Here is a 12,744-nt window from a genome sequence, read left to right as displayed (position 1 = left end):
GCATCGGTCCCCGCATGGACATCATCTCCTCGTGGCACCTCACCGGCTGGGAGTTCGCCGCCCTCGCCGCCGCCGCTCTGCTCGTCGGGTTCTCCAAGACGGCCGTGAGCGGGGCCAACACCGTCAGTCTGGCGATCTTCGCGGCGGTGCTGCCCGCCCGCGCCTCCACCGGCGTGCTGCTGCCGATCCTGATCGCCGGGGACGTGCTGGCCGTCCTCACCTACCGGCGGCACGCCCACTGGCCCACGCTGCTGCGGCTGTTCCCGGCGGTCGCGGCGGGCGTGGTGGCCGGGACGGTGTTCCTGGTGTGGGCCGACGACGAGGTCGTACGCGTCTCCATCGGCGCGACCCTGCTGCTGATGACGGCGGTGACGCTGTGGCGGCGGCGGGTGGCCGGCCAGGAGGACGACCCGGACGCGGTGACCACCCGCGCCGGCCGCGTCAAGGCCCGCTCCTACGGTGTCCTCGGCGGCTTCACCACGATGGTCGCCAACGCGGGCGGCCCGGTCATGTCGATGTATCTCCTTTCGGCGGGCTTCCGCAAGCTCGGCTTCCTGGGCACGTCGGCGTTCTTCTTCCTGATCGTCAACGTGGCGAAGGTGCCCTTCAGCGCGGGACTCGGGCTGATCGACGGGCACTCCCTGCTGCTCGACGCCGCGCTCGTGCTGTTCGTGGTGCCCGGCGCGTTCATCGGCAAATGGGCTGTGAACCGGATCAACCAGCGGCTGTTCGAGCAGCTGGTGATCGCGGCGACCGTGCTGGGGGCACTACAGCTGCTGCTGCGCTGACCCCAGCAGACCGGACAGGCCGGCAGGCCGGCAGGTCGGCGGACGGCGGCGCCGTCCGTCACAGATGCGCCGCCCGATGGGTCGGCTTGCCGCCCACGACCGTGAGCAGCACCGGAACGCTCGCCAGGTCGGTGTCGGCGACCGTGAGGGGGTTCTCGGCGAGGACGGTCAGGTCGGCCCGGTGGCCGACGGCCAACCGGCCCGCGGTCGCCTCCTCGCCCGCCACCCACGCGGGGTTCACGGTGAAGCCCCGGAGCGCCTGGAGCGGCGTGAGCGCCTGCTCGGGGCCGTGCGGCGGAAGGGACAGGTCGCTGGGCCGCCGGTGCCGGGCACCGGCCATGACGGCCAGCGGCGGGAACGGCGCGATGGGCCAGTCCGAGCCCAGCACCACCCGCGCCCCGGCGTCCCACAGATCGCGGCAGCGGAACGCGCGCGAGGCCCGCTCCTCACCGAGCCGGCGGGACCAGTTGTCGGTGTGGTCGGCCCGGGTGAACTCACAGCAGTGGGTGGGCTGCATCGAGGCGGTCACCCCGAGCGCCGCGAACCTGCGCACCGTGTCGTCCGGCACCGTCTCGATGTGCTCCACCCGATGCCGTGGCGCCGGGGCCCGCCCGGTGTCCCCGGCCCGCGCCTTCTCCACCGCGTCCAGCACATGGCGTACGGCCGCGTCGCCGATGGCGTGCGTGGCGGTGGGCACCCCGGCCCGGTGCAGCTCGGCGATCACCTCGGTGAACCGCCGCGGGTCCGGCCAGAAGGCGTGCGTGGACTCGCCGTGGCAGTCGGGACGCTCCAGCCAGGCGGTGCCGTTGTCGATCGTGCCGTCCATGAACAGCTTCACCCCGGCGACCTGCCACCGCCGCCCCCCGGTGCCCTGCAGCGCGATCAGCTCCCGTACGGCGTCCGTGTCGGCACCCGGCCGGCACCAGGGCGCCACCCGCAGCCGCAGCGGCAGCTCGCCGTCGTCCTCCAGCGCGGCCAGAGTCGCCAGGCCGGTGCCGTTGGCGTCCATCGCGTGACCACCGGTCAGCCCGGCCGCCGCCATGGCGCGCAGCACCTCGGCCGTACGGGACCGCACTTGCGCCTCGGTGGGCCTGGGCGCGACGGCCTCGACGACCTCGCAGGCGGCGTCCTCCAGCATCAGCCCCGTGGGCCGCCCGTCCGCGTCGCACACGATCTCCGAGCCCTGCTCGAACCGGCGCGGCCCGTCCACCCCCGCCAGCTCCAGCGCACGCGGGCTCGCCAGCAGCGAGTGGGCGTCGAACAGGTCGAGCAGCGCGGGTACGCCGTCCAGAACCGGGCCGAGCGAGGAGGAGGCGACCGGCGCGTCACCGAACGCGTTCGGGTCCAGGCCCCAGCCGCGCAGCCAGCCGCCCGGCTCCAGTGCCGCGACGGCCGCGGCGAGGGCGGCCCGTACGGCCGTCAGGTCCTTGCAGCCGGACAGGTCCACGCCCATCGTGCGCTCGGCCCCGGACACCGGATGCATGTGCCCGTCGGTGAAGCCGGCGGTGACCACGGCCCCCTTGAGGTCGACGACCGTGGTGCCGGGACCGGCGAGCGCCCGCACCTCACGGTCGTCGCCCAGGTGCGTGATCCGCCCGCCGCCCGCGGCGAGCGCGGTGTGCGGCAACAGCTCACCGCTGCCGGGGTCGAGCAGCCGGGCGGAGAGCAGGACGAGGTCGGTGGACACGGAGCGGCTCCTTACGAGGGGGACAGCGGGGAGGGACAAGGGGGTGGCTCACGGGGAGTCGGCGGCGTCCTCGGCGCCGGGGCCGGTTCCGGCCGGACGGCTCAACGTGCCTGGCTCCAGGCCCAGTTCACGCTCGGCCGTGATGAACGCCATCCGGGCGACGGCGTCCGGCAGATCCTCGTGGCCGACGTTGGCGTCGACCCCCAGCCCGTCGAGGACGACCAGGATCTGAAGGGTCGTCACCAGCGGGTCCTCCGTGCGGAATTCGCCCGTCTCGACGCCCTCCCGGACGAGCCCCTCCAGCCGGGCCCGCCATGCTGCCTCCTGCACGGTGACGCGCTCGCGCAGCACCGGGCGGTAGCGGCTGAGGTGCCGGGCGTTGATCCACAGCCGGCTGATGGCGTCGTACGCCTCGCCGGTCGTGTGCCCGAGGAACCGCGCCAGATGACCGGTGGGCGTGCCCTGCGGCCGCTCCGCCGGAAGCAGCACGTCGATCTCGGCACTGGCGGCACTGCCGAAGGCCTCGGCCACCAGGTCCTCGGCGGACGGGAAGTAATGGCTGATCAGGCCCGGGCGCACATCGAGTTCCTCGGCGATCCGCCGCAGGGTGACGCACTCCAGCCCCTCGGCCAGGGCGACCGCTGCGGCCGCGTCGACGATCTCCGCCCGGCGGGCGGCCGGGTCCTTGCGGATTCGTTTGCGCTGAACGCTTGACGACATATCGCGGATGCTATTGAGTGTGCGCCCAATAAGCAACACTATTGGTTCCCCGACCAATAGTGGTTCCCGAGGTCGCCACAACCGCTCCCGGAGGGCCCATGGTGTCCACCACTCCCGAATCGCAGCAGGACGCGGACGGCAGCTCCGCCCCGCCAGGCGGTCCGGCCCGCATCGAGGCCCACGGCATCGACCACATCCCCGACTCCGAACGCCGTGGCCGCCCCCGCGAGCTGTTCGCCGTCTGGGCCGCCGCCAACGTCAACTACCTCAGCCTCGTCATCGGCGGGGCGCTGGTGCTGATGGGCCTGAGCCTGTGGCAGGCCCTCGCCGTCATCGTCGTCGGCAACCTGCTCTGGCTGCTCACCGGGCTCCTCGCCATCCCGGGACCGGCCGCGGGCGCGCCCAGCGAGGTGATCACCCGCGCCGTGTACGGCGTCCGCGGCAACCGCGTGAACAACGCGATCACCGGCTGGCTGATCTCCGTCTGCTATTTCGCGCTGAACCTCGCCGCCGCCGCGACCGCCGCCTTCGCCCTCGTCGAGAAGACCGGCCTCCCCCTGAACACCGGCGTCCAGGCGGCCGTCGTCGTGGTCATCGCCGCCGCGACCCTGACCATCAGCGTCTACGGCCATGCCCTGATCGTCCGGCTCTACGTGCCGATCACCCTCGCGCTCACGGCCGTGTTCGCCGTCGTGGCCGCGTACGTGCTGCGCGGGGCCGACCTCTCCTACGCGCCCGAGGCACCGCTGACCGGCACCGGCCTGTGGGCCACCCTCCTCGCCGGCGTCACCCTCATCGGCTCCGGCCCGCTGTCGTACACCACCAGCGCCGACTTCTCCCGCTATCTGCCGCGCACCTCCAAGGCCCGGGCGATCATCGGCTGGACCGCGTGCGGCGCCTTCCTGCCCAGCGTCGTCGTCTCCTCGCTCGGCGCCCTCGCCGCGACCGCGGTGGACATGTCCGACCCGCAGTCGGCGCTGGGGCAGATGCTGCCGGGCTGGTTCGAGCCGGTGTTCCTGCTGGCCCTGGTCCTCGGCACGATCGCCATCAACGCCCTGACCGCCTACAGCGCGGGCCTCGCCCTCCAGGCCGTCGGGCTGCGCATCCGCCGCACGCTCAGCGTGCTCGTCGACGGTGCCGTGGCCGTCGCGCTCACGCTGTACGCGCTGCTGGTCTCCGACTTCCTCGACACCGTCTCGGACGTCCTCCAGCTCACCGTCGTCCTGCTCGGCCCCGCGACGGCGGTGTACGCGATGGACATCGTCCTGCGCCGCAATCGCTACGACGGCGCGGCGCTGGGCGACGAGTCGCGGGGCAGCGCGTTCTGGTACACGGGGGGCTTCAACCTGGCGGGGGTGGCCGGCCTCGGGGCGGGGGTCACTGTGGCGGCGCTGTCGGTGAACACGCTGTACACGGGCCCGATCGCCAGTGCGCTCGGGGGTGTCGACATCGCCCTGCCGGCGGGGATGGTGGTGACGGCGGTGGTGTACGCGGTGGGGGCGCGGACGAAGGCGGGTGGCTGAGGGCGGTTCGCGGGTGCGGGCTGTGTGTGGCTGGTCGCGCGGTTCCCCGCGCCCCTTCAGGGCGCGTCCCTCAGGGGCGCGGGGAACTGCGCGAGCAACCCACCACCGCCCGCAGCCGGACGATGACCGTCGGACCAACGGCGCTCACCGCGAAGTAGTCTCACCCACATGCCCCACATCCTCATCCTCGGCGGCACCACCGAGGCCCGCCGTCTGGCAGCCGAGCTGGCGGGCCGGCCCGGTGTCCGGGTCACCACCTCCCTCGCGGGGCGGGTGAAGCGGCCGGGGGCCGTCGAGGGGGAGGTCCGCATCGGTGGGTTCGGAGGGGCCGAGGGACTGAGCGACTGGCTGCGTGAGCAGGGGGTCGACACCCTGGTCGACGCCACCCACCCCTTCGCCGAGGCCATCACCGCGAACGCGGCCCGCGCCGCGGCCATGACCGGCATCTCGGCCATCGTCCTGCGCAGACCCGGCTGGCACCCCCGGCAGGGGGACCGCTGGCACTGGGCGGGCTCCCTGGCCGAGGCCGCTTCACTGCTGCCCGGCCTTGGGCAAAGGGTGCTGCTGACCACCGGCCGCTTGGGGCTGGGCGCCTTCGCCCACCTCACCGGCCTGCACTTCGTCGCCCGCTCCGTGGAGCCGCCCGAGCCGCCGATGCCGCCGCACACCGAAGTCCTGCTGGCCCGCGGCCCGTTCACCGAGGCCGACGAGACGGAGCTGCTGCGGGACCGCCGTATCGACGTCGTCGTCACCAAGGACAGCGGGGGAGAGGCGACCGCCGCCAAGCTCACGGCGGCGCGCCAGCTGGGGCTGCCGGTGGTCGTCGTACGGCGTCCGCCGCTGCCCGAAGGTGTGGTGACCGTGCCTGATCTCGCGGGTGTCCTGGACCGGCTGGGGGTGTGAGTCAGGGCGCGGTGGCCGCGGCCAACTGGTCGGCGCGGTCGGGCAGTCCGCTGTTGAGGTCCTCCACCAGCAGCCGCTTGGCGATCGTGTCGACCGCCGCGCGCAGGTCGGCGCCGGGCGGGCGGCCGAAGTCCTGGTGTACGCGTTCCTCCAGCCAGCGTGACCAGGCCTGTCCGATGAGGGCGGCCTCGCGGGAGCCCGCCTCGGTGTGGGAGAGGAGCATGCCGTCGCGGGTGAGGTAGCCCTCGTCGACCATGCGGTCGAAGACCGGCAGCAGTACCTCCGGCGGAAGGTGCCGGCGGGCCGCGATCAGGCCGAGGCCCGCGTGGCCGACCATGCGGGTGAACAGGTCGACCTGCATCACCGCCCAGGCCCCGGCGATGTCGAGGCGGCTGTCGGAGTCGCGCAGCAGTCTGCGGGCCGTGCTCAGGTCGGTGCCGGCGATGATCTTCGCGACGGCGGTCTCCAGGAGCCGTTGCGAGTCGGCGCCGTGCGGCGAGGCGAAGCCCTCGCCCATGTCGGTGGAGCCCATGCGGGCGCTGTCGCGCAGGGGGACCTGCTTGAGCAGCAGGGCGATCAGGAAGCCGAGCGCCGCGACCGGGACGGTCCACAGGAACACCGTCTGAATCGTGTCCGCGTACGCGTCGATGATCGGCGCGGCCGCCTCGCTGGGCAGCTGGTGCACGCCCTCGGGGCTGGTCGCCGCCCGGCCGACGGTGTCGGCGTCGACCGTGCCGGTGGCCGTGGCCTCGCCGATCGCCTCGCGCAGCCTGGGCGTGAGGGTGTTGGTGTAGATCGTGCCGAACACCGCGGTGCCGAACGAGCTGCCCAGCGTACGGAAGAAGGTGACGCCCGAGGTGGCGGTGCCGAGGTCGGCGTAGTCGACGGTGTTCTGCACGGCGATCGTCAGGACCTGCATGCACAGCCCGATCCCGATGCCGAGCACGAACATGTAGACCGACTCCAGCCACGCCCCCGTCGACGGCCCCATCAGGGACATCAGATACAGGCCGAGGCCCATCACCAGCGCGCCGACGACCGGGAAGAGACGGTACTTTCCCGTCTTGCTGACCACGTTGCCGCTGAAGACCGAGGCGATGAGCAGGCCGATCACCATGGGCAGGGTGCGCACCCCGGAGATCGTCGCCGAGTCGCCGTCCACGTACTGCAGATAGCTCGGCAGATACGTCATCGCGCCGAGCATCGCGAAGCCGACGATGAAGCTGAGCACCGAGCAGACCGTTAACACCGGGTTGCCGAACAGCCGCATCGGCAGCATCGGTTGGGCCGCCCGGGTCTCCACCCAGCAGAACAGCCCGAGCGCGAGGACACCGCCCACGAACAGGCCGATGATGACGCCCGAGCCCCACGCGTACTCGTTGCCGCCCCAACTCGTCGCCAGGATCAGCGCGCTGGCGCCCGCCGCGATCAGGGCGATGCCCAGATAGTCGATGATCGGGCGGACGGCCGACTTCACCACCGGGATGGTGCGGGCCGCGGCCGCCACGACGACGATCGCGATGGGCACATTGACATAGAACGCCCAGCGCCAGGACAGGTGGTCGGTGAACAGGCCGCCCAGCAGCGGGCCGATGACCGTGGCCACCCCGAACACCGCGCCGATCGCGCCCTGGTACTTGCCGCGCTCCCGCAGCGGGATGACGTCCGCGATCAGCGCCATGGAGGTCACCATCAGACCGCCCGCGCCGATGCCCTGCATGGCCCGCCAGGCGATCAGCAGCGACATGTTCGAGGCGAGGCCGCACAGGAACGAGCCCGTGATGAACACGACCGCCGAGACCTGGAAGACCACCTTCCGGCCGAACAGGTCACCGAACTTGCCGACCAGCACGGTCGCGACCGTCTCCGCCAGGAGATACGCCGTCACCACCCACGACATGTGCTCCGCGCCGCCGAGATCGGAGACGATCGTCGGCAACGCCGTGCCCACGATGGTCTGGTCGAGGGCCGCGAGGAGCATGCCGAGCATGATCGTCACGAAGACGACGTTGCGACGGCGGCTGTCCAGTACGGGGGGCTGCGCGGCGGGCGGAGCGGTTTCCTCGGCGACTGTCACGAGGCCACGATCACATCGGCCGTCCGCGCGCGCACGCGGGGGCGGACCGCGCGGGTGGGGCCTCTCAGACGTCCCCGGGGTTGCGGCGCAGCAGGTACGTGTCCATGATCCAGCCCTTGCGCTCGCGCGCCTCCGCCCGCAGGGCCTCGATGCGGGGAGCGGCCTCGGCGATCGGGCCGGAGGCGAGGATCTCGTCCGGGGTGCCGAGGTACGCGCCCCAGTAGATGTCGATGTCCTGGTCGGCGTACTGCCGGAAGGTCTGGTGGGCGTCGAGCATCACCACCACGTCGTCCACGCCCTCCGGGAAGCCCTCCGCGAGCCGCCGCCCGGTGGTGATCTGCACCGGCCGGGCCACCCGGTTCAGCCCGGTGCGGTGCCGCGCCACCAGCGACGAGACGCTGCTGATGCCCGGGACGACGTCGTACTCGAAGACCACCCCGCCGCGCTCCAGCACCTCCTGGAGGATGCCGAGCGTGCTGTCGTACAGCGCGGGGTCGCCCCACACCAGGAACGCGCCCGTCTCCTCCTCGCCGAGCTCCTCGGTGATCAGCTGCTCGTAGATGTCGGCGCGGGCGCTGCGCCAGTCCCCGACGGCCGGGGAGTAGGCGGCCCCGCCGGCCCTGCGGTCCCGCTCCGGGTCGCGCGCCTCGACCACCCGGTAGGTCCCCTCGGGTATGTGCGCCCGGAGCATGTCCCGGCGCAGGTCGGTGAGGCCCGACTTCACCTCGCCCTTCTCCAGGATGAAGAAGACGTCCGTGTCCCGCAGCGCCCTGACCGCCTGCAGGGTCAGCTGGTCGGGGTCGCCCGCACCGATACCGATGACATGAATCCTTCGCACACCCCCGAGTCTGCCGTACGCCACTGACACCGCGTACACCGGCCATGCCCTGCCGGTGACGGGGTCCGGCTCAGCGCCCCCGCAGCCGAGGTGCGCGCGCGGCCGCGTCCACCGGGTGCTCGCCCCCGGCCTCCACCATGCGCGCCAGCTCCCGGGCCCAGGCGACGACGTGCGCCACATCCACGTCGTACGGCCGGGCACTGCCTTCGCTCGCGGCCCACTCCTCGGCCGCGGCCGCCCCGCGGCGGAGCAGCCGGGCGCCGCCGGTGGCGTTGCCGCGGGCCGCGTGGGTGAGGCCGACGGCGAGCTGGGCGAGGCCGCGCCACAGGCCGCGTTCCTCCGCGGGGCCCGACTTCCAGGCGTCCTCGAACACCTCGTGCGCATGGAACGGCTTGCCCGCGTCCAGCAGCGCCTGCGCCTCGTCGACCGTCTCCCGCGGGCTGCGCGGCACCCCCTCCGGCTGCCGCTCCACCCCCGGCGCCCCGTACGGCAACGGCCGTCCCAGCCCGTCCCTCGGCCGGGCACTGCGCGCCCGCCCCTCACTGTCCCGGTCCCGGGCGGCTGCACGGCCCTCCGCATGCTCCATGGGCCCATTGTCCGCCCGCCCGCCCGCTCGCCCCGCTTCGGTCTGCCCTGCCGGGTGGGGTAAAGTACTGTCCGCATGATCACGCGGGTCACCCGCGGATCACGGCATCGGGACGTGGCGCAGCTTGGTAGCGCACTTGACTGGGGGTCAAGGGGTCGCAGGTTCAAATCCTGTCGTCCCGACTTGTGAAAGTCGCAGATCGAGGGCTGTTTCAGAGCACATCTGAAACAGCCCTCGGTCGTTCCCGGGGTCCGGTTTCCGCATGCGGTCTCTCAGAGCCGGGCCAGGGCCCGCCGTGCCGCGTTGTAGCCGCACATGCCGTGGGCGCCGGCTCCGGGTGGGGTCGCGGCGGAGCAGAGGTAAACGCCGGGGACGCCGGTGGCGTACGGGTCGAGGGCCGCGCGGGGGCGGAAGAGCAGCTGCCAGGGGTCGTTGGCGCCGGTCACGATGTCGCCGGCGACGTAGTTCTCGTTGTGCCGGCCGATCTCGGTGGTGGAGCGGACGTGGACGGCCAGGATCCGGTCGCGGAAGCCGGGCGCGTACCGCTCGATCTGCGCGGTGATCGCCTCGGTGGCGTCGCCGGTGTAGCCGGCCGGTACGTGCGCATAGGCGTAGAGGGGGTGTCCGCCGCCCGCCGAGCGGGTCCTGTCGGCGAGGTACTGCTGGCCGACGAGGACGAACGGCCGCTCGGGCATCCGGCCGGCCGCCACGTCCTGCTCGGCGGCGGCGATCTCCGTCACGCTGCCGCCGAGGTGCACCGTGCACGCCGAGCGCGAGCCCTCATGGGTCCACGGCACCCCGCCCTCGACGGCGTAGTCGACCTTGAACGCGCCGGGGCCGTGCCGGTAGCGGGTGTACGCGCGGCGCACGCCGGCCGGCATCCGCTCGCCCGCGATCCGGGCGGCCGCCGCGGGTGAGGTGTCCAGCATGACCAGGTCCGGGCCGCCCAGCTCGTCGAGGGAGGTCACCCGGCGGCCCGTCTCGAACCGCACGCCGTACTCGGCGGCCCGCACCAGGACCGCGTCCCGGATCGCGGCCGAACCGCCCTCGGCGACCGGCCAGCCGAAGGCGTGCGCGGACGCGGTCAGCGGGACCCCGATCGCCGAGGAGGCGAGGCTGTTCAGCGGACGGAAGGCATGCGCCGCCGCGCCGATCCACAGCGCCTGGGCCTCGGGCGAGCCGAAGCGGTGGGCGAGCAGCGTGGCCGGCAGGCCGGCGTAGGCGCCGAGGCGGGCCAGGTGGAAGGGGTGCCGAGGGAGGTGCAGCACCGGCTGCAGGAACTCCTCGCTGATCGTCCCGAACCGCTCGGTGAGCGGGCCGAACACCCGCTGCCAGCCGCGCCCGCCCGCGCCCAGCCCGGCGGCGGTCCCGGCCACCGACCGGACCACGACCGCGCCCCGCCCGCCGTCCAGCGGGTGGGCGAACTCGGCCGGCGCCCAGCGCCAGGTCAGCCCGGCCCCGGCCAGGTCGAACCGCCTCGCGAAGGCCGAGCCCGGCCCCAGGGGGTGCATGGCGGAGCACTCGTCGTGGATCAGCCCGGGCAGGGTCAGCTCACCGGAGCGGGTGCCGCCGCCGAGGACGTCGGCGGCCTCGACGACCCGGACGCGTACGCCGGCGGCGGCGAGGGTGAGGGCGGCGGCGAGTCCGTTGGGCCCGCTGCCGACCACGACCGCGGTGGTCATGCGACCGCTTCCCCCGTCTCCTGCGCCAACGCCTCCAGCAGGGCGTCCTGGAACTCCTCGTCGTGCACGGCGCGGTGGGGCCGGCGCAGGTGGCGGTGGTACCAGTAGCCGCCGGACGTGAGGGCCTCGGGGTCGTCGCCGGTGGCCAGCCACTCCTGGGTCCGATGGCCGAGTTCGAGGTCGTCGGGGGCGTTCGGGCCGCCCATCCTGGTCGGTACCCAGCCCGGGTCCACGGCGTTGCTCAGCACGTCAGGACGCAGCCGGGCCACCGCCGCCGCGAGGGTCGTGACGAACAGCTTGCTGTCGGAGTACGACCCCGCACTGCGGCCCCGCCAGTCGATCCCGGTGAGCAGGGGACGGCCACCGAAGTGCGAGCTGCTGCTCAGGTACACCAGTCGGCGCGGGGCGCGCAGAAGCGCGGTCAGCAGGTACGGCGCGACGATGTTGACCGGCATGACCGCGGGCCCGCTCCACACCCCGGCGTTGTGGATGACAGCGTCGAGCGGCCGCGCCGCGTTCAGCTCGGCGGCGATCCGCCGTACGGCGTCACGGTCCGCGAAGTCGCCCACCACGAGATCCGCCCCGCGGTCGGTCAACTCGTCCAGGGCCGCGGCGCGTTGCTCGTTGCGGGCGTGCACGACCACCTCGTGTCCCGAGGACAGCAGCGCGTCCGCCGCGGCGCGGCCGAGGCCGTCCGTGGAGCCCGTCACCAGGATGCGGCTCATGAGCGCGTCGGCTGCGGGGCCGAACCGGCCTCCTGGGTGGCGGCCCAGGAGGCGAGCAGGCGCAGGCCCTCTTCGGAGGGGGAGCCGGGTTCGGCGGTGTAGACGGTGAGGGTCAGTCCGGGTTCGGCGGCCATCTCCAGACCCTCGTAGGCGAGGGTGAGTTCACCGACCGCCGGGTGGTGGAACCGCTTGGTGCCGGTGCCGTGGTGGCGCACGTCGTGGGCGCCCCACCGGGTACGGAACTCCTCGCTGCGGGTGGACAGTTCGCCCACGAGGTCGTGCAGGGCCCTGTCGTACGGGTCGCGGCCGGCCTCGGCGCGCAGGATGGCCACCGCGGTGTCGGCGACAAGGTCCCAGTCGGGGTAGAAGCGCCGGGCGGCCGGGTCGAGGAAGTTGAAGCGGGCCAGGTTCGCCCGGTTCCGCGGCAGCGCGTAGAGGTCGGCGTAGAAGGCGCGGGCGAGCTGGTTGGCGGCCAGCACGTCCATCCGGCCGTTGCGCACGAACGCCGGCCCCGCGGTGATCGCGTCCAGCGTCCACTGCAGGCTGCGGTGCGGCGTCCACGGCCGACCGGCCCGGCGCCGGGGGCGGGTGAGGGCGTCGGAGCCGTCGGCGGTCTGCGCCAGATGGAGCAGGTGGGCGCGCTCGGCGTCGTCGAGCCGCAGCGCGCGGGCGACGGCCTCGAGAACGGCGGGGGAGACGCCGGCGAGGCTGCCGCGCTCCAGTTTCGCGTAGTACTCGACACTCATGTCGGCCAGCGCCGCGACCTCGCTGCGCCGCAGGCCCGGCACGCGCCGTCTGCTGCCGGCAGGCAGCCCGGCCTGCTCGGGGGTGATCTTCGCCCGCCGCGAGGTGAGGAACTCGCGGACCTCTTCACGGTTGTCCACATATCGACGGTACGGCGTCCCGGCCGCGGGAGGGATGTACCAGCGGTACACCCCTCACCGGTGACTCGCTGCGCGCGGAGAGCCGGTGGCCTGGAGGGGACGCGGCCGGGGCCCCCGGCGCACCGGCACTCCGCCGAGCCTCTGCCCGGCTGAACCGGCATGCGCGCCGTCGCCCTCGCCGCGATGGTCGTGACGGCCTGCACCGGGCCGGCGCCGCCGGCCGACGCACCCACGCGACTCACCACCCGCGGGAAGGACGGCCGACTCGCCACCGTCACGCGCGTCCGCATCGAGGCGGCCTCCTGACCGCCTGTCACCGGGCCGACATCCG

At 73.5% G+C, this 12,744-nt stretch carries 12 protein-coding genes and 1 tRNA gene; 5 read left to right on the top strand and 8 right to left on the bottom strand.

Features of this window, described 5'->3' with window-relative positions:
- The first annotated feature begins 14 nt into the window (after window positions 1-14).
- The gene (locus RKD23_RS06700; RefSeq protein ID WP_424852796.1) at window positions 15-788 is read left to right on the top strand and encodes a sulfite exporter TauE/SafE family protein; all 774 of its coding nucleotides are present in this window, start codon (window positions 15-17) and stop codon (window positions 786-788) included.
- A 58-nt stretch (window positions 789-846) separates the two neighbouring features.
- On the opposite strand, the gene RKD23_RS06695 is transcribed toward RKD23_RS06700, so the two are convergent.
- Entirely contained in the window at window positions 847-2,475 is a 1,629-nt protein-coding gene (locus RKD23_RS06695; RefSeq protein ID WP_424852795.1) for an amidohydrolase, read from the bottom strand.
- Window positions 2,476-2,523: 48 nt separating this feature from the next.
- A complete protein-coding gene (locus tag RKD23_RS06690) occupies window positions 2,524-3,195 on the bottom strand; it encodes a TetR/AcrR family transcriptional regulator (protein WP_424852794.1) in 672 nt (223 codons plus the stop codon).
- Window positions 3,196-3,293: 98 nt separating this feature from the next.
- Here RKD23_RS06690 and RKD23_RS06685 point away from each other — a divergent pair, with 98 nt between their 5' ends.
- Together RKD23_RS06685 and RKD23_RS06680 are read left to right on the top strand one after the other, a co-directional pair.
- Complete coding sequence (locus tag RKD23_RS06685; protein ID WP_424852793.1) at window positions 3,294-4,718, top strand: purine-cytosine permease family protein; 1,425 nt, start codon at window positions 3,294-3,296, stop codon at window positions 4,716-4,718.
- Window positions 4,719-4,886: 168 nt separating this feature from the next.
- Complete coding sequence (locus RKD23_RS06680; protein WP_424852792.1) at window positions 4,887-5,621, top strand: cobalt-precorrin-6A reductase; 735 nt, start codon at window positions 4,887-4,889, stop codon at window positions 5,619-5,621.
- A 1-nt stretch (window position 5,622) separates the two neighbouring features.
- On the opposite strand, the gene RKD23_RS06675 is transcribed toward RKD23_RS06680, so the two are convergent.
- The 3 genes from RKD23_RS06675 to RKD23_RS06665 form a co-directional block, all read right to left on the bottom strand.
- Window positions 5,623-7,698 carry an MDR family MFS transporter gene (locus RKD23_RS06675; protein ID WP_424852791.1) on the bottom strand — a complete coding sequence of 692 codons (2,076 nt, stop codon included), beginning with the start codon at window positions 7,696-7,698 and terminating at the stop codon, window positions 5,623-5,625.
- Between the two features lie 64 nt (window positions 7,699-7,762).
- Window positions 7,763-8,536: a precorrin-6A synthase (deacetylating) gene (gene cobF / locus RKD23_RS06670; RefSeq protein WP_424852790.1), complete on the bottom strand. Its 774-nt coding sequence runs from the start codon at window positions 8,534-8,536 to the stop codon at window positions 7,763-7,765.
- A gap of 70 nt (window positions 8,537-8,606) precedes the next feature.
- Window positions 8,607-9,122 (bottom strand): DUF309 domain-containing protein, encoded by a 516-nt coding sequence (locus RKD23_RS06665; protein ID WP_424852789.1) that lies wholly within the window; start codon window positions 9,120-9,122, stop codon window positions 8,607-8,609.
- A 108-nt stretch (window positions 9,123-9,230) separates the two neighbouring features.
- On the opposite strand from RKD23_RS06665, the gene RKD23_RS06660 reads away from it, so the two are divergent.
- Window positions 9,231-9,304, top strand: a tRNA-Pro gene (locus RKD23_RS06660).
- Between the two features lie 90 nt (window positions 9,305-9,394).
- Here the strand turns inward: RKD23_RS06660 and RKD23_RS06655 are convergent.
- The 3 genes from RKD23_RS06655 to RKD23_RS06645 are packed head-to-tail and all read right to left on the bottom strand — an operon-like array spanning window position 9,395 to window position 12,413.
- A complete protein-coding gene (locus RKD23_RS06655) occupies window positions 9,395-10,804 on the bottom strand; it encodes a phytoene desaturase family protein (protein ID WP_424852788.1) in 1,410 nt (469 codons plus the stop codon).
- Entirely contained in the window at window positions 10,801-11,529 is a 729-nt protein-coding gene (locus RKD23_RS06650) for an SDR family NAD(P)-dependent oxidoreductase (protein WP_424852787.1), read from the bottom strand. The genes RKD23_RS06655 and RKD23_RS06650 overlap by 4 nt, the downstream gene beginning before the upstream one ends.
- On the bottom strand, window positions 11,526-12,413 hold the full coding sequence (locus RKD23_RS06645) for a helix-turn-helix transcriptional regulator (protein WP_424852786.1): 888 nt from the start codon (window positions 12,411-12,413) through the stop codon (window positions 11,526-11,528). Before RKD23_RS06645 ends, RKD23_RS06650 begins: the two co-directional genes overlap by 4 nt.
- A gap of 159 nt (window positions 12,414-12,572) precedes the next feature.
- On the opposite strand from RKD23_RS06645, the gene RKD23_RS06640 reads away from it, so the two are divergent.
- Window positions 12,573-12,719, top strand: coding sequence for a hypothetical protein (locus tag RKD23_RS06640; protein WP_424852785.1), 147 nt, complete (start codon window positions 12,573-12,575; stop codon window positions 12,717-12,719).
- Window positions 12,720-12,744: the final 25 nt, after the last annotated feature.

The sequence above is a fragment of the Streptomyces sp. SAI-170 genome (assembly GCF_049739565.1).
Lineage (GTDB): Bacteria > Actinomycetota > Actinomycetes > Streptomycetales > Streptomycetaceae > Streptomyces.
The sequence above is the reverse complement of the archived record's forward strand: the minus strand, read 5'-3'. Positions and strand labels throughout refer to the sequence as shown.